General features: G+C 37.8%; 20 protein-coding genes. 3 read left to right on the top strand and 17 right to left on the bottom strand.

The annotated features are described in order from the left end of the window. Positions 1–117 precede the first annotated feature (117 nt). Positions 118–2,142 (bottom strand): M3 family metallopeptidase, encoded by a 2,025-nt coding sequence (locus AC0QT4_RS01960; RefSeq protein WP_473200053.1) that lies wholly within the window; start codon positions 2,140–2,142, stop codon positions 118–120. Between the two features lie 349 nt (positions 2,143–2,491). Here AC0QT4_RS01960 and mgtE point away from each other — a divergent pair, with 349 nt between their 5' ends. The 3 genes from mgtE to ppa all read left to right on the top strand — a co-directional run bounded on the left by mgtE (position 2,492) and on the right by ppa (position 6,802). Next, positions 2,492–3,868 (top strand): magnesium transporter, encoded by a 1,377-nt coding sequence (gene mgtE, locus AC0QT4_RS01955; protein ID WP_473200052.1) that lies wholly within the window; start codon positions 2,492–2,494, stop codon positions 3,866–3,868. A 514-nt stretch (positions 3,869–4,382) separates the two neighbouring features. Continuing rightward, positions 4,383–6,209 carry a translational GTPase TypA gene (gene typA / locus AC0QT4_RS01950; RefSeq protein WP_473200051.1) on the top strand — a complete coding sequence of 609 codons (1,827 nt, stop codon included), beginning with the start codon at positions 4,383–4,385 and terminating at the stop codon, positions 6,207–6,209. A gap of 65 nt (positions 6,210–6,274) precedes the next feature. Further along, complete coding sequence (ppa, locus tag AC0QT4_RS01945) at positions 6,275–6,802, top strand: inorganic diphosphatase (RefSeq protein ID WP_473200050.1); 528 nt, start codon at positions 6,275–6,277, stop codon at positions 6,800–6,802. A gap of 50 nt (positions 6,803–6,852) precedes the next feature. Here ppa and AC0QT4_RS01940 read toward each other — a convergent pair whose 3' ends face one another. The 16 genes from AC0QT4_RS01940 to AC0QT4_RS01865 all read right to left on the bottom strand — a co-directional run. Further along, entirely contained in the window at positions 6,853–7,173 is a 321-nt protein-coding gene (locus AC0QT4_RS01940; protein ID WP_473200227.1) for a DUF167 domain-containing protein, read from the bottom strand. Positions 7,174–7,197: 24 nt separating this feature from the next. Then, positions 7,198–7,491 (bottom strand): YggT family protein, encoded by a 294-nt coding sequence (locus AC0QT4_RS01935; protein ID WP_473200049.1) that lies wholly within the window; start codon positions 7,489–7,491, stop codon positions 7,198–7,200. A gap of 349 nt (positions 7,492–7,840) precedes the next feature. Beyond that, on the bottom strand, positions 7,841–8,386 hold the full coding sequence (locus tag AC0QT4_RS01930; protein WP_473200048.1) for an invasion associated locus B family protein: 546 nt from the start codon (positions 8,384–8,386) through the stop codon (positions 7,841–7,843). A 112-nt stretch (positions 8,387–8,498) separates the two neighbouring features. Next, positions 8,499–9,023 (bottom strand): RNA pyrophosphohydrolase, encoded by a 525-nt coding sequence (locus tag AC0QT4_RS01925; RefSeq protein ID WP_473200047.1) that lies wholly within the window; start codon positions 9,021–9,023, stop codon positions 8,499–8,501. Positions 9,024–9,054: 31 nt separating this feature from the next. Next, positions 9,055–10,365 carry a S41 family peptidase gene (locus AC0QT4_RS01920; protein ID WP_473200046.1) on the bottom strand — a complete coding sequence of 437 codons (1,311 nt, stop codon included), beginning with the start codon at positions 10,363–10,365 and terminating at the stop codon, positions 9,055–9,057. Beyond that, positions 10,355–11,638: a murein hydrolase activator EnvC family protein gene (locus AC0QT4_RS01915; protein WP_473200045.1), complete on the bottom strand. Its 1,284-nt coding sequence runs from the start codon at positions 11,636–11,638 to the stop codon at positions 10,355–10,357. Before AC0QT4_RS01915 ends, AC0QT4_RS01920 begins: the two co-directional genes overlap by 11 nt. 95 nt (positions 11,639–11,733) lie before the next feature. After that, a complete protein-coding gene (gene rlmH, locus AC0QT4_RS01910; protein WP_473200044.1) occupies positions 11,734–12,216 on the bottom strand; it encodes a 23S rRNA (pseudouridine(1915)-N(3))-methyltransferase RlmH in 483 nt (160 codons plus the stop codon). Position 12,217: 1 nt separating this feature from the next. Then, complete coding sequence (rsfS, locus tag AC0QT4_RS01905; protein ID WP_473200043.1) at positions 12,218–12,661, bottom strand: ribosome silencing factor; 444 nt, start codon at positions 12,659–12,661, stop codon at positions 12,218–12,220. A 41-nt stretch (positions 12,662–12,702) separates the two neighbouring features. Beyond that, positions 12,703–13,296, bottom strand: coding sequence for a nicotinate-nucleotide adenylyltransferase (locus AC0QT4_RS01900; RefSeq protein WP_473200042.1), 594 nt, complete (start codon positions 13,294–13,296; stop codon positions 12,703–12,705). Positions 13,297–13,325: 29 nt separating this feature from the next. Beyond that, a complete protein-coding gene (locus tag AC0QT4_RS01895) occupies positions 13,326–14,582 on the bottom strand; it encodes a glutamate-5-semialdehyde dehydrogenase (protein WP_473200041.1) in 1,257 nt (418 codons plus the stop codon). 42 nt (positions 14,583–14,624) lie between these two features. Then, on the bottom strand, positions 14,625–15,764 hold the full coding sequence (gene proB, locus AC0QT4_RS01890) for a glutamate 5-kinase (protein WP_473200040.1): 1,140 nt from the start codon (positions 15,762–15,764) through the stop codon (positions 14,625–14,627). Between the two features lie 11 nt (positions 15,765–15,775). Next, a complete protein-coding gene (gene obgE, locus AC0QT4_RS01885; protein ID WP_473200039.1) occupies positions 15,776–16,792 on the bottom strand; it encodes a GTPase ObgE in 1,017 nt (338 codons plus the stop codon). A gap of 171 nt (positions 16,793–16,963) precedes the next feature. After that, positions 16,964–17,692, bottom strand: coding sequence for an RlmE family RNA methyltransferase (locus AC0QT4_RS01880; protein ID WP_473200038.1), 729 nt, complete (start codon positions 17,690–17,692; stop codon positions 16,964–16,966). Positions 17,693–17,724: 32 nt separating this feature from the next. Further along, the gene (locus AC0QT4_RS01875) at positions 17,725–19,029 is read right to left on the bottom strand and encodes a Ppx/GppA phosphatase family protein (RefSeq protein ID WP_473200037.1); all 1,305 of its coding nucleotides are present in this window, start codon (positions 19,027–19,029) and stop codon (positions 17,725–17,727) included. Positions 19,030–19,869: 840 nt separating this feature from the next. Beyond that, positions 19,870–20,460, bottom strand: a complete 591-nt coding sequence (locus AC0QT4_RS01870) for an invasion associated locus B family protein (protein ID WP_473200226.1) — start codon at positions 20,458–20,460, stop codon at positions 19,870–19,872. A gap of 2 nt (positions 20,461–20,462) precedes the next feature. Continuing rightward, the coding region (locus AC0QT4_RS01865) for a YadA-like family protein (RefSeq protein ID WP_473200036.1) at positions 20,463–20,653 on the bottom strand (191 nt) is incomplete at its 5' end.

The following is a 20,653-nucleotide window of genomic DNA, read 5'->3' as shown; positions in this document are numbered from 1 at the left end:
GCAGAGCACATGACAAGATTCTGTTCATATGATCATAATGAAGTAATAATTTGCATCAATCTCAATTGCAGAAAAGAATATAACAACGGTATGGCTCTTGCACCATACCATTATCTTTTACAGCCCTCGTTTTTTTATCATAGCTTCTGGTGATGGCAATCGTCCCCGAAAAGCTTTATAGAGTTCCTCTGGATCATGGCTTCCCCCAGCAGAATAGATAAAACGCTTTAAGCGATCAGCAAGTTCTGAATCAAAAACATCACCGGTTTCTTCAAAAGCTTGAAACGCATCGGCATCGAGTACTTCCGACCACATATAAGAATAGTACCCAGCAGCATAACCATCTCCTGAAAATATATGGGTAAAATGCGGAGGACGATGACGCATGATAATGGTATTGAGCATTTGCAACTTTTCTAATTCTTGGCGCTCAAATAGTGTTGAATCAGTTATTGTTTTTCCTTTATGAAAAGCCATATCCACGAGAGCGGATGCGGTAAATTCAACCGCAGCAAAACCAGCATTAAATCTCTGTGCGGATAGAACTTTATCCATTAATGTTTGTGGCATAGGAAGCCCTGTTTTTACATGCGTAGCATAAGATTTTAAAGTCTCTGGTACAGTTAACCAATGTTCGTAAAGCTGAGAAGGAAGTTCAACAAAATCACGCGAAACGGATGTTCCTGCTACAGATGGCCATGTTACATCAGAAAGCAAACCATGTAATGCATGGCCAAATTCATGGAAAAGCGTACGTGCATCATCAAGTGATAAAAGTGCAATATCTTCTTTAGGTGGCTTAGCAAAATTACAAACATTGTAGATAATAGGCTTTTGTCCGCCATTCAATTTATGTTGCGATTGTAAACTACTCATCCACGCACCAGAACGTTTTGAAGGACGCGCAAAATAATCCCCAATGAAATGCCCAAGCAGGCTTCCATCAGATTTTTTCACTTCCCACAAACGCGCATCAGGATGCCAAAGTGTAAGAGCGCTTTTTTCTTCAAATGTAATGCCAAAGAGTTTTTCTGCTACCCCAAAAGCTGCTTTAATCATGCGATCAAGTTGAAAATAATATTTAATTTCAGATCCATCGAAAGAAAATTTTTCAGCGCGCAGTTTTTCAGCATAATAACGCCAATCCCAAGCTTCTAAAGTCTCGTTGCTTCCTTGATTGTGTGCAAAATTTTGCAATTCAATTTGTTCGCTAGAAGCTTTCGCTCTTGCCCGTTCCCATACAGATGTAAGCAAATCCATAACCGCATCAACACTTTTAGCCATTGTATTATCAAGTTTTAAATCTGCAAAGGACTTATATCCTAACAATTTAGCCTTCTCATCACGAAGCGCAATAATTTCTAAAATAATTGACCGATTATCGTTCTCGTTATCATTTTCACCACGTTTGGCCCAAGCTTGAAATGCGACTTCACGCAAATCACGGCGCTGAGAAAATTTCAAAAAAGGATCAATAATTGAGCGTGCTAATGTTAATGCATGTCTCCCCTCATGCCCCCTTTCGCGCGCAATTTCCTTCATTGAAGCAATAAGATCATCAGGCAAACCACATAAATCTGTTTGTTCTAAAAATAAAACCCATTCAGCTTCATCTTTTAAAACATTCTGGCCAAAAGTAGCATTTAAAAAAGCAAGTTTCTCATTAATTTCTGCAAGCCGTTTTTTATCCTCTTCATCAAGTTTTGCACCATTGCAAACAAACTTTTTCCACCATAATTCAAGTACACGTTTTGTTTCACTATCATACATGCCTTGCTGTGACTGCTTATAAAGCACATCTATTTTCGCAAATATTCGTGCATCCATCATAATTTTGGAAGAATAACGAGAAAGTTTTACAACAAACTCTTGTTCTAATTTCTGAATCAACGCATTACTATGTGCACTTGAACGCAAGAAAAATATTGAACAAACACGATCAAGTGCTTTGCCAGAAAGCTCAAAAGGTTGCAAAAAATTCTCAAGAGTCGTTGGTTCTTGCACCGTAGCAATAGTCTCTAGTTCTTGTTCTGCTTCTTGAAGAGCCTGTTCAAAAGCGGGTTTAAAATCTTCGTCACTTATTAAAGAAAAATCAGGAAGCCCTGAAAATCCCTTCCAGTCCAGCACTGCTGCTTTTGTCATAATATTCTCTCTCTCCATTATGAATTTAATGTATAACGATTACCTTTACGACACAAATTGATAATATACTAAAACTATTGTGTGAACTTCAAAAATGCCTTTCAGATCTTTCTCTCTTAAAGGCAGAAATCAGGAATATCACTCTTATTTAAGAGGTAAACAAAAATGAAAATTTCTCTATGTCTGAATTCATGAAATTGTTTATAACCTGTAATCTATCCTTGACTTTATTTTAAATATTAACAATTGGAGGAATATAATTGGGGAGGGCTTTTTTAAAACTTCCATAACTTTTTTTATCCTATCCTAGAATAATTATATTCTCCCATCCTTCGGAAGGTACTTTATTATGACTGAAATTAAAACGACCTTCGACTTTAAAAATTCTTCACCTGAAGTCCTCGCCGAGGAATTAAAAAATTATCATTTTGCTGATTCGATTGATATCATCAATGATCTCGATATCATGGAACGCGTAGCTATTCTTAGCCTTTTACCCCTTGATTATACAATTGAGCTTTTTGACAAACCAGAACTTGAACAATCAGCAGCGATTCTTGAACTTCTTCCTGTTAATCGTTCAGTTGAAATTCTTGATGGCATGTCGGCTGACGCTGCTGCCGATGTCTTTCAGGAAATGGATAAGGAAACCCGCAAAAAGCTTTATGTATTGCTTAAACCCTTAACGCGTGCTGAACTCAAAAAACTTACAAGCTATCCTGATCATACAGCGGGTGCACTTATGACAACTGAGTTCATAGCTGTCCCCGCAAACTGGACCGTAAAAAAAACGTTGGATCATATTCGTGATGTTGAACGAACACGTGAAACAGTTTATACAAGCTATGTCATCGATCCCAAAACAGGCACTCTTCTCAAGGCTGTTTCGCTGCGTAACCTTATCCTTGCCTCACCTGATGATCAAATTCTCAATGTTTCTAACCATGACACACCTATTGCAATCTCTCCCTTCACACATCACGAAGATATTGCCCGTCTTTTTCAGCGTCATGACCTTCTCTCTGTACCAGTTATTGATGAGAGTAATCATGTCATTGGTATTGTAACCGTCGATGACGTCCTTGATACAATGGTTGATGAAATGAGTGAAGATGCCTATAAATTTGGAGGTATGGAAGCTCTTGATAAGCCCTATATGCAAATCAACTTTCTAGGGATGATGAAAAAACGTGGTGGTTGGCTTGCATTACTTTTTCTTGGCGAAATGCTAACAGCCAGTGCTATGCAATATTTCGAAACAGAACTTGAAAAAGCCATCACTCTCACACTCTTTATCCCCCTCATCATGAGTTCGGGAGGAAACTCTGGTTCTCAAGCAACATCCCTTATTATTCGCGCTTTAGCTCTACGTGAATTGACACTTAAAGATTGGTGGAAAATCATACTCCGTGAAATTCCAGCAGGAATATCCCTTGGTCTTTTACTTGGCGTTATTGGAATGATGCGTATTGCTCTTTGGCAAGAGCTTGGTATTTACAACTATGGTGAACATTGGATTTTTATTGCCATAACGGTAGGTGCTGCTTTAGTTGGAATTGTCACCTTTGGTTCTTTATCCGGCTCCATGCTTCCCTTTATCCTTAAACGTTTTGGATTTGATCCAGCAAGCGCTTCCGCTCCTCTTGTTGCAACTTTAGTGGATGTTATGGGAATCGTGATCTATTTTTCTGTTGCCTCCTTTATCTTGTCTGGAACTCTCCTCTAAGAGGAAAAGCAAAAACGCTCTCCTCATACAACTTAAAATCTTTGTTTTGTAAGCAAAATGTTGATTTTTTTTAAATATAAAATAGCATTATGCATTTTAAATAAGTTCTTTTAAGATTGCCATAATTCACTGTTTAAAATGCTTTTATTATGAATAAACACAAAATATTCAACGACCCTTCAAGAGAGAAATTTTAGAAAAAATCGAATATATATTAACGTAATGTTTTAATAAAAGGACGTAAAAAACCTTTTATACAAAAGTGAAAATCGTAAAAACCTACACTTGAATCGATTAAAAAGGTTCCAAAAGCAGGAATGTTACTGCAAAAAATATAATAAAATCAATAACAAATAAATTTCTTGCTGCTAAGAAACAGTAAGTGATTGAATTGTTTTTCTTATCCCTCTTCCAAAATTATAAAAAAACATGTAAAAGGCTCTGTAATAGTAAGGTAAGGAGCGCAAAGGCGTTGCTTCAAATGAAATCTCATTAAACGAAAAGAAGAAAATTTATGCAATTGCGTAATATCGCCATCATTGCCCATGTTGACCATGGCAAAACAACACTTGTAGACGAGCTTCTCAAACAATCAGGAAACTTTCGTGATAACCAGCGTACCAGCGAACGTATGATGGATTCAAACGATATTGAAAAAGAACGTGGAATTACAATTCTAGCAAAAGTAACGTCCGTCGTTTGGAAAGATACCAGAATTAACATTGTTGATACACCAGGTCACGCTGACTTTGGTGGAGAAGTTGAACGTATTTTGAACATGGTCGACGGAGCAATCGTGCTTGTTGATGCTGCTGAAGGCCCAATGCCACAAACAAAATTTGTCGTTGGAAAAGCATTAAAAGTAGGTTTACGTCCAATTGTTGCTATCAATAAAATTGATCGAGCTGATGCACGAGCCGATGAAGTTATCAATGAGGTTTTTGATCTTTTTGCTGCTCTTGATGCAACCGATGAACAACTTGATTTCCCTATTCTTTATGGATCAGGTCGTGATGGATGGATGGCTGAATCTCCTGAAGGACCGAAAGATCAAGGATTGAGCCCTTTATTTGATCTTGTAACTCGCCATGTTCCTTCTCCTAATGTAGCGGAGGGACCATTCCGTATGATCGGAACTATTCTTGAAGTAGATCCATTTCTTGGGCGAATTATTACAGGACGCATTCATTCGGGCTCGATAAAACCCAATCAAAGTGTCAAAGTTCTTGGGCAAGATGGAAAACTTTTAGAAACTGGACGTATTTCAAAAATTTTGGCATTTCGTGGACTAGAACGACAACCTATTGAAGAAAGTGTTGCTGGTGATATTGTAGCAATTGCTGGTCTACAAAAAGGGACTGTTGCTGATACTTTCTGTGATCCCACGATCAATGAACCTCTCACCGCCCAACCCATTGATCCTCCTACTGTTACGATGAGCTTTCTCGTCAATGATAGTCCCCTTGCTGGAACTGAAGGCGATAAAGTAACAAGCCGTGTCATCCGTGATCGTTTGTTAAAAGAAGCAGAAGGGAATGTAGCCCTTAAAATTGAAGAATCAGCTGATAAAGATTCTTTCTATGTCTCAGGACGAGGGGAATTGCAACTTGCAGTTCTCATTGAAAATATGCGCCGTGAAGGGTTTGAGCTTAGTGTTTCACGACCACGCGTTGTTATGCAAAAAGATGAAAACGGAGCAACTCTTGAGCCAATCGAAGAAGTTGTTATCGATGTTGATGAAGAATATTCCGGAACTGTTGTTCAAAAAATGTCCGAACGTAAAGGTGAAATGGTTGAATTGCGCCCTTCTGGAGGAAATCGTGTCCGTCTTGTCTTTTATGCACCAACGCGAGGCCTCATTGGTTACCAATCAGAGCTTTTAACTGATACACGTGGTACAGCCATTATGAATCGCCTTTTCCATGCCTATGAGCCTTATAAAGGAGACATTGGTGGTCGCGTTAATGGTGTTATGATTTCAAATGATAACGGTGAATCTGTCGCTTATGCTCTTTTTAATCTTGAAGATCGTGGACCTATGGTGATCGATGCCGGTGTTAAAGTCTATCAAGGTATGATTATTGGTATACACTCACGTGATAACGATTTAGAAGTGAATGTTTTAAAAGGAAAAAAGTTAACCAATATGCGTGCTTCTGGAAAAGATGAAGCCGTAAAATTAACCCCTCCAATTAAAATGACATTAGAACGTGCTCTAGCTTGGATACAAGATGATGAATTGGTAGAAGTAACTCCTAAAAATATTCGTCTACGCAAACTCTATTTAGATCCCAATGAACGCAAACGTTTTGAAAAAACACGCGCATCAATTTCAAGCTAACTTTATGGCTTTTTCAATCAAATATTTATTGTATTTAGCTTCATCATTCCAGAAAGGATGTTTCCATGAATATTAAAGAAATCCCCGTGGGTAAAAATCCACCTGAAGATATCAATGTTATTGTAGAAGTCTCTCTTGGTGGTCAACCAATAAAATATGAGATGGACAAAAAATCGGAAGCCTTATTTGTTGATCGTTTTCTCCATACATCAATGGTTTATCCAGGAAATTACGGCTTTGTCCCACATACACTTTCAGATGATGGTGATCCTATTGATGTTCTTATCTGTAATACCCGTCCACTAATTCCTGGTTGTGTTATTAATGTTCGCCCTATCGGTGCTCTCATGATGGAAGATGATGGTGGTAAAGATGAAAAAATTATTGCTATTCCTACTCCAGAATTAACAAAACGTTATATCAATATTCATAATTATACAGATCTTCCTGAAATTACCCTAAAACAAATTGAACACTTCTTTGAGCATTACAAAGATCTTGAGCCTGGGAAATGGGCTAAAATTGAAGGTTGGCGGGATAAAAATTTTGCACATGAACTGATTAAACAAGCCATTGAGCGCAATAAGCAATAAAAAAATATAATCATCGCAAAAAATAAAGCCTGTTTTTTGAATAGGCTTTATTACTTTGAGATATCATCTTCTAAAGATTGCCATATCTGCTTTAGCTTTTCCAAGTGTGTTGAAAAATAAAGCTGCTTGTAGCGAGATGTTGCACCGCTTTTCAAAGAAATACAGGAAGATGGTACTTTCCATTGCTTCGATAAAAATTGAATGAGAGCCTTATTTGCCTTTCCAGCTTCAGGAACAGCACGAAGGCGTATAACTAAATATTGCTTTCCATCATCCCTGCATTCGATCCCCATTATTCGATCAATGGAAGCTTTTGGAGTGAGATGCACAAATAAACTAAAACCGCGATTATCATCACCTTGATAAAACATCTTCATGCATCTCATGGAGTATTTTTATAGATACATGCCTGCATAAGCACGCCACATAAAAGTACGAATAAAATGAATAATTATAAAAACTACAAGAGGCGAAATATCAATTGTTCCAAAATTTGGTAAAATCCGCCGAATGCGACTTAAAATTGGCTCTGTCAACCGATGCAAAAAGCTTCCTATCAAAACAACAAAGCGATTGCGTGCATTTATAATATTAAATATATAAAGCCAAGAAAAAATGACACTTGCGATTAAAATATCTATATAAATACTGAAAATAAGATCTATTACTTGAAGCAATGCATAAACCATGTTTATTCCTCTTTTAATCAAAGAAACAAAAGAGTGTAGAGAGCTTTCATTAAAATAACTCGTTTATGGAACAAGAGCATTGTACGCCAATGTCTTTTTCCATAAATAAAAAAACCAAACATCCAAATTCTTTATCTTTTCTATACTATAATAGGATGATAAATCTCATAAACAAATATGAAAAACAAAAACAGCTGAACAAAACAGAAACAACAGTGCGTAATTTGAGAACCTTAAAAAAAATTTGAAAATCCCTTATAGAATAATCTCGTTGTTTCAATCTTAAGGATGTTACAAAAAACACTTAAACAAAAACGGCCTTTAAAGGCCGCTTTTGTTATTTTTAAGATTATTTCTGCAAAGCAATCAAGCGATTAAGGGCATTGCTAAAACCATTTAACTGAACGAATAAATCATTCAAAGGTGGTTCACCTGGAGCAGCAATTGTCATAGCCAATTTCAAATTCTTTCCAGCACGTAAAGCTGCCACATGATTTTTATCAAACACTATTGGAACAATGCAACCTGCTGGTACACACGTCCGAATGCCGGTTTCGATAGCAGCCTTTCCCTCATCAACTTGTAAACGAACAGGCTTAGAGACCAAAATGCCAAAAGGAACTGTTAGATTACCAGATACCACACCATCAGCATTGAGAATAACATTCATGGCCACAACAACACGCCCCTGATCATTCACTTCTTGACGGTGCATAAAACAAACTTTTTTTCCCTCTTGCATACCACAATTAATAGTCCACAAGCCGTAAGTTTCAGCCAAAGAAGAAGCTCCATTTGGCAATGTCGCTGCTGCTGGTTTTGAATCTGATGCAAACGCTACAGACGAAATAGTCAAGAGAGTAAAGGCTATAAGTAAATTAAATAACTTTTTCATTTTATATTCCAGTTCTTTACATAAAAGAGAAACACGCTTATTATCTTTTATAATTATACATAATATAAAAGCATCTTAATCAAAAAAAGAGCTTTCTGTCATTATATAGCTTTTATAATTGCCTAAGGCTACCTCGAAATTCATTAACAACTTTTCTATAGACATGCTTTTTAAAAGAAATAACAATTGAAGGAAGAATTTCCAAGTCAATCCATTTCCACTGGTCAAATTCTGGTTTATTACCATCCGGCGGGGGATTAATCGCGATTTCAGAAAGATCTCCCGTAAATTGAAAAGCAAACCATTTTTGTATTTGTCCTCGATATTTATTGCTTAATTTACTCCCAACAAGTTCTTGTGGAAAGTCATAAGTGAACCAATCCTTTGCTTCCTTAATCAACTTTACAGATCGAATGCCTGTTTCTTCGTACAGTTCACGACATGCTGCCTCTAATGGCTCTTCATTCTCATCTATCCCCCCTTGAGGAAGCTGCCAACGATGAGACATCTCAGTATCGGAAGGAGCACACGTCATTACACGGCGCCCAACCCACACTTTACGTGTATGATTAAAGACAACAATTCCAACACATTTCCGATAAGGAAGGGCTTTCAAATTAACCTCTGCATTACCCATTCGATGATCCTTTAACTGCGCAAGCCCTTTCTTATTTTAAAATATCCTTATTGGGATCTGGTGGAAATGCTGCATGCACCATTTCACCCCGTAATAACTTATAAGCCTCACGCAATTGAATATCATCCTTAGGATCTTGTGGAACAAAAGCAGCTGAACCAGACCCTTTATTGCTTTCTTGCTTCCCTTTAATATGCCCTTTTAATGTAGATTCACCGATCTTTACATCATAGCCTTTATATTTTTCAGGAAGTGGTTGTTCTACAAGAATATCAGGTGTAATTCCTGTCCCTTGAATTGAAGTGCCCGATGGCGTGTAATAAAGCGCGGTAGTTAAGCGTAAAGCACCATTCTCACCTAAGGGAATAATCGTTTGAACAGATCCCTTACCAAAAGATTGTGTCCCTAAAATCGTAGCACGACGATGATCTTGTAATGCGCCAGCAACAATTTCAGAAGCACTTGCTGAACCACCATTAATGAGCACAATGAGAGGTTTTCCATTGATGAGATCTCCTGGTTTAGCATCAAATCTTGTTACATCACTCTTCTTACGCCCACGAGTCGATACAATTTCACCTTTATTGAGAAATGCACTCGAAACACTCACAGCTTGATCTAAAAGACCACCAGGATTAAGCCGTAAATCAAGAACATACCCCTTCAACTTATCTTGAGGAATTTTAGACTGAATATCTTTAATTGCAGCCTGAAGATTGCTAAAAGTCTGCTCAGAAAACTGAATAATTCTTAAATATCCAATATCACCTTCAACGCGATATTTCACTGCCTTTACTTTGATGATATCGCGAACAACTTTAATTTCGAGTGGCTTATCAACACCTGAACGCATAATTGTCAACATTATTGGTGTTCCAGGAACTCCTCGCATCTTACTAACAGCTTCATTCAATGTTTGACCATTCGTCTCTACACCATCAATTTTTGAAATAAGATCCCCTGCTAAAATACCTGCTTTTGCAGCAGGTGTATCATCCATTGGGGAGACCACTTTAATTAAACCTTTCTCCATGGTAACTTCAATACCAAGACCTCCAAACTCTCCCTTCGTAGAATCCCGCATCTCCTTAGCTTCTTGCGCATTCATATAAGATGAATGGGGATCAAGCGATGTGAGCATTCCATTGACAGCATTTTCAATAAGCTTTTTATCATCTGGAACCGTCACGTATTGCATACGCACTCGTTCCAAAATATCGCCAAATAGAGCCAGCTCTTTATACACATCACTTTCATTATTGGCAGCAACAGACTGCACCATTATCATTGAACTGGCGCCGAGCAATACCCCAGCGACCAAAAGAATAACTTTACGAATCATTTTGGTTCCTTCTCGTTTTTTCAGTCCGCCACCAAGGAGATGGATTCACAGGCTTTCCTTGCTTTCTAAACTCAATGTAAAGCATTGGAGCAGTTTTTCCTATATCCAATGCAACACTGTTCGCAACAAATTGCATCCCCATCGTTCCAAGAGGTTCACCTGCCAGAACAAACTGTCCCTGACTTACGTTGATTTTTGACATTCCAATAAGAATGATATGATAACCATTTCCAACATTGAGAATAACTAACTGTCCATAAGAACGAAATGGCCCCGCAAAAGCAACAAGAGCATCAGAAGGGGATATAACAACAGCCGATTCTTCTGTTTCAATCATTTCACCAAAGCGCATCATCTGCGAACTATTACGCACACGCTCCACTCTTTTTCCTAAAACAGGTAAAAGTAAAGAACCTTTTTGGCTTTCAAAATTCGACTGTTCTAATAATTGTAAATTTTTCCGTACCTGTGTCGATACATCAGAGCTCAGTTTTGATTGACGATCAAGTTCTAAAATCAATTCCTCCAAAGATTGCGCTTTTTTAGCAAGAACAATGTTTCTTTGTTGCTGCTCAATAAGCTCTTTCTCTGATCTTTGTTGTAATTCAGCTTTTTTACCTAATAAAAGCTCTAAATGCTTTCGCTGTTCTGCTTGATTTTGCATTTTAGCCTTTAGCGCTGTATATTCCATGGTAATTGAATTGGTTAAATTGGTCAACGCCTTCAGACTTTCTGTTAAAGCTCGTGTTTTCTCTTGCATTTGAGGTACGACAGCTCCTAATAAAACAGAACTACGGACAGACGTTAATACATCTTCAGGCCGTAGCATAAGCGCAGGAGGAGGATTTAATCCCATGCGTTCTAAAATGGCAAGAACTTCAGCAAATTCAGTCCGCCGATTTTTTAAATTTTGTTGAACTTGTACCCGCTTTTCTATCATTTTTTTTAGTTTTTCTTCTCTTTCAACAATATCATTCGCTACTGCACGTTCTGCTTTAGCAGCCTTTATGAGAGCATCGCTTAAAGCACGCTGATCTTTTTTTAAACCTTCAACTTGATGCTTAAGAAAAGAAACCCGCTCACGTGAGAGTGAAATATTTTTGTGAATCTCTGCTAACGCTTTATGTGCTTCTTCTACACTCCTCACTGTATCTTCAGCATGCGATACAGAAAAACAAAACCCCATACTCAAAAAAAACACGAAAAATATCATAAATTCTTCATATAAATGTTGCATTTTTCTATGAAGACTTTCTTTCATTTGCCCAACCATTAAGCATCATCGCATAAATTAATATGCTTTAAATGACGTCAACTAAAACAATATTAATAAATACACAATTAAGTGCTAAAAATTGTGCAAAAATATTAAACACGATGATAGGGATGGTTACTAGAAATTGTTACAGCGCGATAAAGCTGTTCTGCAAGGAGTATGCGCGCAATTTGATGCGGCCATGTCATAAAACCAAAAGACAAAAGAAAATCAGCACGGCTTCTTATCTGTTCACCATGCCCATCAGGTCCCCCTAAAGCAATTATCAAATCACGGACACCTTCATCACGATAAAAACCCAACTTTTCAGAAAAAGCAGATGATGAAATTGATTTTCCACGCTCATCCAACACGATTAATCGAGACTTTTCAGGCAAAAACTCGATAAGTTTTCTTCCCTCTTCTTCCATACGTTGACATGCTGTCTGAGCACGACTTTCTGATATCTCCTGCAATTTTTTTAAATGAAATCCCACAGCTCCAGAACTTTTAGAAAAACGATCTAAATAATGGTGAACCAATTTGTGCTCTGCACCCATCTTCATACGACCAACAGCAAAAATAGAAATTTGCATGCTAATGATCTCCAAAGAGAACCGATTTTGTATTGTTTAAATCCGGAGCAAGCCACATTTTTTCTAAATTATAAAAGAGACGAATTTCTGAGCGAAAAAGATGAACAATAATATCACCTGTATCAATCAAGATCCAATCGCCCGCCGCAAGCCCTTCTACTCTTGCAAGACCGTACCCACTCTCTTTCCAAGTGCGTAATAAATGATCAGCAATAGCAGTAACATGGCGTTGTGAATGTGCTGATGCTATCACCATGTAATCAGCCAAAGATGATTTACCCTGAATATCAATGGAGACAATATCTTCTGCTTTTATATCCTCTAAACTCTTGAGAATAATTTTCAGAGCCTCACCGGCAGAAAAGATTCTCTTTTCTGTCGTAGTTTCAATACTGAAAGAGTATTTTTGTGAAATGTTTTCCAGATCTATATCCTTTCTTATCATTTAAAACAGAGAAGAAACAGAAGCAGAATCTTATAAAATGTTCAAGAAAAATTATTCTCCTTTAAACGAAGATTCGTTGAAGACTGAAAAGATAAAGGTCCATGTAAATAAGTCCAAACCGGTGGTTTTATAAAAGGCAATCGTATACTTTTTCTCTCATCTAAACGAACAGAACGGTAAATATGTGCCATAGGAGAAGAGAGTGCTGACATATGCGCAAAAGGACGATCGATAATTGCAATAGGAAGCATCGATATAATATCACGCCATCGAGACCAATGGTGAATCGTTGCAAAACTATCTGCACCCATAACCCACACAAAACGTACCCCACGGCAATGCGTGAGAATATAAGAAATCGTATCTCTTGATATTTTACTTCCTATTGCCTGTTCAAAACCCGTTACGCGAATCTTCGGATGATTGACAAGTTCAATACTTAGCCGCATTCTCTCATTTAAAGAAGGTAAATGTGTATGATCTTTTAAGGGATTTCCTGGAGTTACCATCCACCATAATTGATCAAGATGCAAACGCCGAATTGCACTTTCTGCAACAAGAAGATGTCCAGCATGCGGAGGATTAAAAGAACCGCCAAAAAGTCCCACAACATTGGATTTTTCAACATATGGCATGCGATCTTTCCAAAGAAAAAATGGATTTTTCAAGGCCTAACCTGTCCATTTCCTTTAATGTGATACTGAAATGATGTCAGCTGTTCAACACCTATTGGACCACGCGCATGCATTTTTCCTGTTGCAATACCAATTTCCGCTCCAAAACCAAATTCACCTCCATCAGCAAATTGTGTCGATGCATTATGCAGTAAAATAGCTGAATCTAAACGATTAAAAAATATCTTTACCACTCTCATATCCTCAGCAATAATCGATTCTGTATGTCCCGATGAATAACGTTGAATGTGCGTAATGGCTCCTTCAATACCTTCAACTGTTTTGACAGAAAGAATTGCATCCAGATATTCATGCGACCAATCTTCTTCAGAGGCTAATTTAACATCTGGTATAAGAGAAACAATATCCTCTGTTGCACGAATTTCGCACCCCTTTTCTTGTAAAGCAGTTAGAACAGGAAGAAATTTTTTTAGTGCTTGGCGATCAATGAGAACGGTTTCAACAGCACCGCATATGCCGGTTCGCCGCAATTTTGCATTGACAACAATCTTACGCGCCATATCTAAATCTGCTGATTGATCAATATAGATATGACAAAGCCCCTCCAAATGGGCAAAAGTTGGAACACGTGCATCAGACTGAACACGTGCAACAAGGCTTTTGCCACCACGAGGTATAATAACATCAATCATACCATCCAATCCTTTGAGCATTTCTCCAACAGCATTACGATCTGTCGTTCCAACCATTTGAATAGCATGTTTAGGAAAACCAGCTTCCTCCAATCCTCTTACCAACGCTGAATGAAGTGCGTGAGAAGAATGAAAACTATCCGAACCACCACGTAAAATTGCAGCACTTCCAGCCTTCAAACATAAAGCGCTTGCATCAATTGTAACATTTGGTCGACTTTCATAAATGATGCCAATTACACCAAGAGATGTACGGACACGGCTAATATGAAGTCCATTTGGACGTGTCCATTCACTCATCACTTGCCCAACTGGATCAGGCAAAGAAGCTATTTGGCGCACGCTCGCTACGATTGCATCCAAACGCAATGCATCTAATTTGAGCCTATCAACCATTGCTGCCTTCAAATTATTCTGAGCAGCATTTTCTAAATCCTGACAATTAGCTCGTAAAATTTCAGCTGATTGATCTTCTAAACTTAAAGCTATCATTTCTAATGCCTTATTCTTTTGTTCAGAAGACATAATAGCCAATGCCGTAGCAGCATGGCGCGCTTTTCGCCCCATGTCCTTCATCTGTTCTTTTAAAGACATAATATCATCCACTCTGCCAAAACAATAAACAAGATAACTTTTTTAAACAGACTCGGTCAAGCAGCGTAAAACCATATCATTACGATGGACCATAGCAGAGCGCGCATCATATCCAAGGATAGATTCAATTTCCTCGCTTTTACATCCCATAATGCGTACAACTTCATCTTTGCCATAACTTACAAGTCCACGAGCAATCTCAACACCATTTGTATCAACAATCGCAATCGTATCGCCACGATTGAATTTTCCCTCAACAGCAATCACTCCTGCAGCTAATAACGATTTTCCAGCTTCAAGAGCCTTAACCGCTCCCTGATCAATCGTCAAAATACCTGATGGATCTAAATGACCAGAAATCCAAGTTTTCCAAGCATTAACAGGTTTTTCACCCGCAGCAAAAAAACTGTTGCGCTCCCCTCTGTCAAGGGCCGCAAGAGGATTCATACGCTTGCCTGAAGTAATAACCATCGCTGTTCCAGCGGAATTTGCTATTTTTCCAGCATCTAACTTGGTCTTCATTCCTCCACGAGAAAGCTCTGAAGCAGCTACATCTGCCATTTTTTCGATATCACTCGTAATTGATGGAATAAAAGGAATAAATTCAGCTGTGGGATCACGATGAGGAGATTTCGTATAAAGGCCATCAATATCTGATAAAAGGATCAAAAGATCCGAACCCATCATTGTTGCTACGCGTGCCGCTAAACGATCATTATCACCATAGCGAATTTCACTTGTTGCAACAGTATCATTCTCATTAATAACAGGTACAGCACCAAAACGCAAAAGCACATTAATTGTAGCACGTGCATTGAGATAACGCCGTCGCTCTTCCGTATCAAAAAGAGTGAGTAAAATTTGACCTGTTTTTAATCCGTATTGAGCAAGCGCATCACCATAAGTTTTAGATAATTCAATTTGTCCCAGAGCAGCACACGCCTGACTCTCTTCTAATTTCAAAGCTCCTTTAGGAAGCTGAAGCAATGTTCTTCCTAAAGCAATAGCACCTGAGGATACCAATAAAATCTCAACACCTTTTTGACGTAATTTAGCAACATCACTTATCAAACTGTTGAGCCATTCGGCCCGTAAACCTGTTTGAGGATCAACCAAAAGAGCAGATCCAATTTTGATCACAATGCGTTTATAGTGTGCAAGTTTTTGTAATCCAACTGCCATCTTAATCAATCCTACTGCTCTCCATCATCATCTTCTTTGCGTGCCATTTCAATAATATGAGCAACTGCACGGAGCACATTTTCTAGACCTTCACGACTCACCGCAGAAAACATCATCACAGATTTACCCGTTACTTTTTGTAAAATCTCTTGTTTGGCTTTACGCCCCTCAAGAGTGAGAGTATCTATCTGACTTAAAGCTATAATTTCAGTCTTATTACTCAAGTTATTTCCATATGCTTCTAGTTCATTACGCACAATCTGGTATGCTTTTGCTACATCTTCTTCTTGAGCAGAAATCAAATGGAGTAAAACACCACAGCGTTCTACATGCCCTAAAAAACGATCCCCAATCCCTACGCCTTCATGTGCTCCTTCAATTAAACCGGGAATATCAGCCAAAACAAATTCACGAGCATCAACCCGTGCCACACCAAGATGAGGATGGAGAGTAGTAAAAGGATAATCTGCAACTTTTGGTTTTGCAGCTGTTACTGATGCTAAAAAAGTTGACTTCCCAGCGTTCGGTAAACCAATAAGTCCACCATCAGCAATTAACTTCAAACGAAGCCACAGTGTGCGCTCTTCTCCAACCAAACCCGGATTGGCGCGACGAGGTGCCCGATTCGTAGACGTCGTAAAATGAAGATTCCCAAAACCACCGTTTCCTCCTTTTGCAAGACGGTAACGTTGTCCCACTTCTGTTAAATCACAGATTAACGTTTTATTATCTTCTTCAAAAATTTGTGTTCCAACCGGTACTCTAAGGATGATATCATCGCCTTTTTCACCCGTCATGTTACGTCCCTTACCATGTCCTCCTGTTTTTGCCCTAAAATGCTGCTGATAGCGATAATCAATCAACGTATTGAGTCCATCAACAACAACAGCCCAAACATCCCCACCGCGTCCCCCATTGCCTCCATCAGGACCACCAAATTCAATAAATTTTTCACGGCGAAATGATACTGCCCCTGCCCCTCCATTACCTGAACGAATATAGACTTTAGCTTGATCAAGAAATTTCATTGAAAATACTCTCTGAGGAATCAATCCCTCTACCTCTATAGGCAATGCATCGGTTTTACCAGTTTTTCATTATTGACGAAAGAAAAACTATCAACGATATCACCAACAGTCGTTTGTAAAAATTCTTACATTAAATCTGTAAATATCCTTAAATCTTCTGAAGAAAAGATACTATTGTTGTATTTCTGTCTTACCTTTAGAACCTAGGGCTAAAAGATAAAGCTCTACTGACTCTGATCGGCTTGCAGGCGGTTTAACATGATGAACTGTTTTAAAATTCTGCTTCAAGGTCGTGAGAAGAGTGTTCTCTGCCCCCCCCTGAAAAGCTTTTGCTAAAAAATGTCCTCCAGGTTTGAGAACTGAAAGAGCAAAATTAGCGGCAACTTCACATAAATGGATCGTCCTTAAATGATCCGTCTGACGATGGCCCGTTGTTGGTGCTGCCATATCAGAAAGCACTACATCCGGCTTTGTCCCTAAGGCATCAATTAATTTCTGTGGTGCATCTGCATGCAAAAAATCCATTTGCAACATCACCACTCCAGGTAATGGATCAACATGCAAATAATCAATGCCAACCACATTAGGTTTTTGATCACTGGAACCCACTATCCGTACAGCAACCTGACACCATCCTCCCGGCGCCGTACCTAAATCAATAATCTTTTGACCTTTTTTGAGAAACTTATAGCGTTCATTAATTTCAATTAATTTATAAGCCGCACGCGAACGATAACCATCCACCTTCGACTGATGGACATAAGGGTCATTCAGATGCCTCTCTAACCATCGTCGTGATGACGCTTTAATGGTTCCTGCTTTTTTCTTTACACGCTGATATAATTCATGTGATCCTGAACCACCGTATCCACCTGCTGGTATTTTTATCTTTTTTTTCATTGTTATTCATTGTCTCCGTCTTTCGATAACTGCTAACGTTTGACGCTTTTCCGCTTTCCATTGCAATGCCATACACCATCGCGTAACATCAACTCTATCAAAATTCCTTCTCTTAAACCACGATCAGCAACTCTTAATCGTTGACTGGGCCAAATTTCTCGAATAACATCTAAAATCGCGCAACCAGCTAAAATTAAATCTGCTTTTTCTCGTCCAATGCAAGGATTAGTTGCACGTTTTTTTATATCCCATGACAATACACGTTTTGTCATAAGTGTAATGTCTGCATCATTCATCCAAATACCATCAACTTGTCTGCGGTCATAACGCTCTAAATTAAGGTGCATTCCTGCTAAAGTCGTAATCGTTCCAGAAGTTCCCAAAAGATGAAACTTCGATCCTTGAGCTAAAGTCCCCAATTGGTGACGTCCTGAAAAATTATTTAACAAATTTCGTACATAATTTTTCATATTTTCAAAATCATCTAAACTAACATCATTTCCTCCAAAGCGCTCAGCAAGCGTGACAACACCAACAGGAAGCGAAGTCCATGCCGCAATCTGTTCGGTTAAACGTAAAGAACGCTTTTTGGAAACATCAAGGAGCACAATTTCTGATGATCCTCCCCCAATATCAAAAAGCACAATTGCATCAGTGTTCGGTTCAACAAGCGTACCACACCCTGAAACAGCAAAGCGCGCTTCTGTTTCCCGATCAACAATTTCCAATTCAAGACCAGTCTCATCCAAAACGCGTTGAATAAAATATCTACCATTTTTTGCCAAACGGCAAGCTTCTGTTGCAACTAAACGATAACGCTTAATACGCCTCTGTTTTAACTTGAAATGACAAATCTTTAAGGCTTCAATTGCACGATCCATTGCTCGTGTATTAAGAAAACCAGTATTTACTAAACCTTCTCCTAATCGTACAATACGTGAAAAAGCATCAACAACGCGGAAATGTCCTGGTTTACTGGGAGATGCGATAAGAAGACGACAGTTATTCGTTCCCAAATCAAGTGCCGCATAAAGAGGTGGAGATTTTAATTGAGAAAACTTTGGGAAAAAAGGCGTTTTTGAGCCTTTTGTTTTTTCAATACCTGCGGTTGCTCGACCATTAAATTCAAAAGCTGTATCGGAGTGCATAAAATTCTGTTTGCGATATCTTCTTCGCTGTTTTTGCTTTATATCAACAGAAAGAGAGCATTCCTCTGTCTTTAACGATGCAGAATGATTATTTCGATTGCTAGCATAGTGATCATACAATTGCTCTCCTCTGACATCATACGCTTTTCCTTGCTTTGACTCTTTTGAACCATAATCTAACGGGGGCATTTTTCCTTATCCCTTGAGCGTTTTCCCCAATAAATAAACGCAAGAACTCTCTCTGCTCATTACTAAAGCTAAAGTAACAATGCGGCATTAAATTACAAATATCAAGAAAACATTCGTTACTTTTTCTCTCATTAGGATTTTCTATGCTAACATCACTCAACTTTCTGAATAATTTTTGGTTGTTTCCACAAATCTGTATTTTTCTTTATAGTCTTAAAACGATAAATTAATTATTTACGTTTCGTCCATTTTATAAATTGCCATCTTCTCTTTAATCATTCACATCGAGGTTTATCTCTCTTGTAAAAAGATAAATTTATATTCTTAGAGAATTTTTAAATTATAATTTTTCTTATATTTATAAAATAATAGCATTATAATTGCGTTTTGCAGAAGATTGAACCTTTATGCTTTAACCACAAAAAATACGACATTATTTCAATTGGAAACCCTTTATGTCCAATGATACCACTCAAAAATCGGTATGGGATTTTTACAAAGGAAAAGTTAACCCATCTCTTGTTCAAAGGAATTATATTCCTCTTTATCGCTATTTATTTTAATCTAACTATTCTCAATAACTTTTTACTGTTAATAGCTAATGTAATTAACTTTATAAATCCTGTGAGGAAATTCTAACTCGTATTCTTAATGTTCTATTACAGAATAAATAACCTCTTGCAATTTTACATCCGTAAAACACATTCTAAATTGAACAAATCATTTCTATATTATGCTATAAAAATCATTTAACTATTAAATTTTTTCCTTAGATCTGAAAATATAAAACAATAATCTAAGTTATAGGCAAATAAGATCTTCTAAAATTGCTTTATAAGTTTAACGTTGTAAAGAATAAAGTGCTGCACTCAAACCTTTAAATGGTACAGTAAAAGAAAATATTTTCCCTTCTTTAATCTTATAGGAAATACGTACTTTTTTGTTTTGTTCTATTTGTTTGCTAAAAACTGGTCCTATAGGCGATTGTGCCAAGCAGATAGTTTCATTACATTGCGTATAACGAATAAGAACAGGCTTTTTAACACCTTCCATAAACATTCGAATAGGAACACTTATATCAGTATTTGGTAATGTCCGAAAAAGCATCACTGCTTGGCCATTTTTGGTAGAAACAAGAGACCAACTAAAAATAGTGTTATCATCTTGGTCATGAACTGTTTGCGTTACATTACAGATACCTTGCTTAAGCTTTTGTTTTTCATCGCAAATCAATGTCCAATAATCAAATTGCATAATAATTCGACGTGTTTCACCAGGTTCTCCTTTAGGAATAGATAACTGCGGTGGATGCACCGTATAAACATTATCCTTCTCATTAGCAAAACTTTCGCCCTTGCCGATTAAGGCAAGGACAAACAGAATAATTATAAAAATATTTGGTTTTTTTATCATACTATCAGTTTTTTTCATCATCATCTAAGTCTCAGAGTAATCCCTGCACCTACACCCCAGTGACCTCCAGCACTTGTGACTGATACATTAGAACGAATGTTCCCATCTTCAGAGGTATAACCAGCACCAAAAGCAAAAGCAGATTGACTACGCCATAAACCTGTACCAAATGAAACACTTAAAGATCCTGGTATATCATAATACCGTAAGT

Source organism: Bartonella sp. EBT8 (assembly GCF_055796165.1).
This window is presented reverse-complemented; position numbering and strand designations above follow the sequence as displayed.

Excerpts from the sequence above, each read along its gene's own strand:
- AC0QT4_RS01960 (WP_473200053.1), bottom strand. The coding sequence starts at position 2,142 with ATGACAAAAGCAGCAGTGCTGGACTGGAAGGGATTTTCAGGGCTTCCT.
- mgtE (WP_473200052.1), top strand. The coding sequence starts at position 2,492 with ATGACTGAAATTAAAACGACCTTCGACTTTAAAAATTCTTCACCTGAA.
- typA (WP_473200051.1), top strand. The coding sequence starts at position 4,383 with ATGCAATTGCGTAATATCGCCATCATTGCCCATGTTGACCATGGCAAA.
- ppa (WP_473200050.1), top strand. The coding sequence starts at position 6,275 with ATGAATATTAAAGAAATCCCCGTGGGTAAAAATCCACCTGAAGATATC.
- AC0QT4_RS01940 (WP_473200227.1), bottom strand. The coding sequence starts at position 7,173 with ATGTTTTATCAAGGTGATGATAATCGCGGTTTTAGTTTATTTGTGCAT.
- AC0QT4_RS01935 (WP_473200049.1), bottom strand. The coding sequence starts at position 7,491 with ATGGTTTATGCATTGCTTCAAGTAATAGATCTTATTTTCAGTATTTAT.
- AC0QT4_RS01930 (WP_473200048.1), bottom strand. The coding sequence starts at position 8,386 with ATGAAAAAGTTATTTAATTTACTTATAGCCTTTACTCTCTTGACTATT.
- AC0QT4_RS01925 (WP_473200047.1), bottom strand. The coding sequence starts at position 9,023 with ATGGGTAATGCAGAGGTTAATTTGAAAGCCCTTCCTTATCGGAAATGT.
- AC0QT4_RS01920 (WP_473200046.1), bottom strand. The coding sequence starts at position 10,365 with ATGATTCGTAAAGTTATTCTTTTGGTCGCTGGGGTATTGCTCGGCGCC.
- AC0QT4_RS01915 (WP_473200045.1), bottom strand. The coding sequence starts at position 11,638 with ATGGTTGGGCAAATGAAAGAAAGTCTTCATAGAAAAATGCAACATTTA.
- rlmH (WP_473200044.1), bottom strand. The coding sequence starts at position 12,216 with ATGCAAATTTCTATTTTTGCTGTTGGTCGTATGAAGATGGGTGCAGAG.
- rsfS (WP_473200043.1), bottom strand. The coding sequence starts at position 12,661 with ATGATAAGAAAGGATATAGATCTGGAAAACATTTCACAAAAATACTCT.
- AC0QT4_RS01900 (WP_473200042.1), bottom strand. The coding sequence starts at position 13,296 with ATGCCATATGTTGAAAAATCCAATGTTGTGGGACTTTTTGGCGGTTCT.
- AC0QT4_RS01895 (WP_473200041.1), bottom strand. The coding sequence starts at position 14,582 with ATGTCTTTAAAAGAACAGATGAAGGACATGGGGCGAAAAGCGCGCCAT.
- proB (WP_473200040.1), bottom strand. The coding sequence starts at position 15,764 with ATGGCAGTTGGATTACAAAAACTTGCACACTATAAACGCATTGTGATC.
- obgE (WP_473200039.1), bottom strand. The coding sequence starts at position 16,792 with ATGAAATTTCTTGATCAAGCTAAAGTCTATATTCGTTCAGGTAATGGA.
- AC0QT4_RS01880 (WP_473200038.1), bottom strand. The coding sequence starts at position 17,692 with ATGAAAAAAAAGATAAAAATACCAGCAGGTGGATACGGTGGTTCAGGA.
- AC0QT4_RS01875 (WP_473200037.1), bottom strand. The coding sequence starts at position 19,029 with ATGCCCCCGTTAGATTATGGTTCAAAAGAGTCAAAGCAAGGAAAAGCG.
- AC0QT4_RS01870 (WP_473200226.1), bottom strand. The coding sequence starts at position 20,460 with ATGAAAAAAACTGATAGTATGATAAAAAAACCAAATATTTTTATAATT.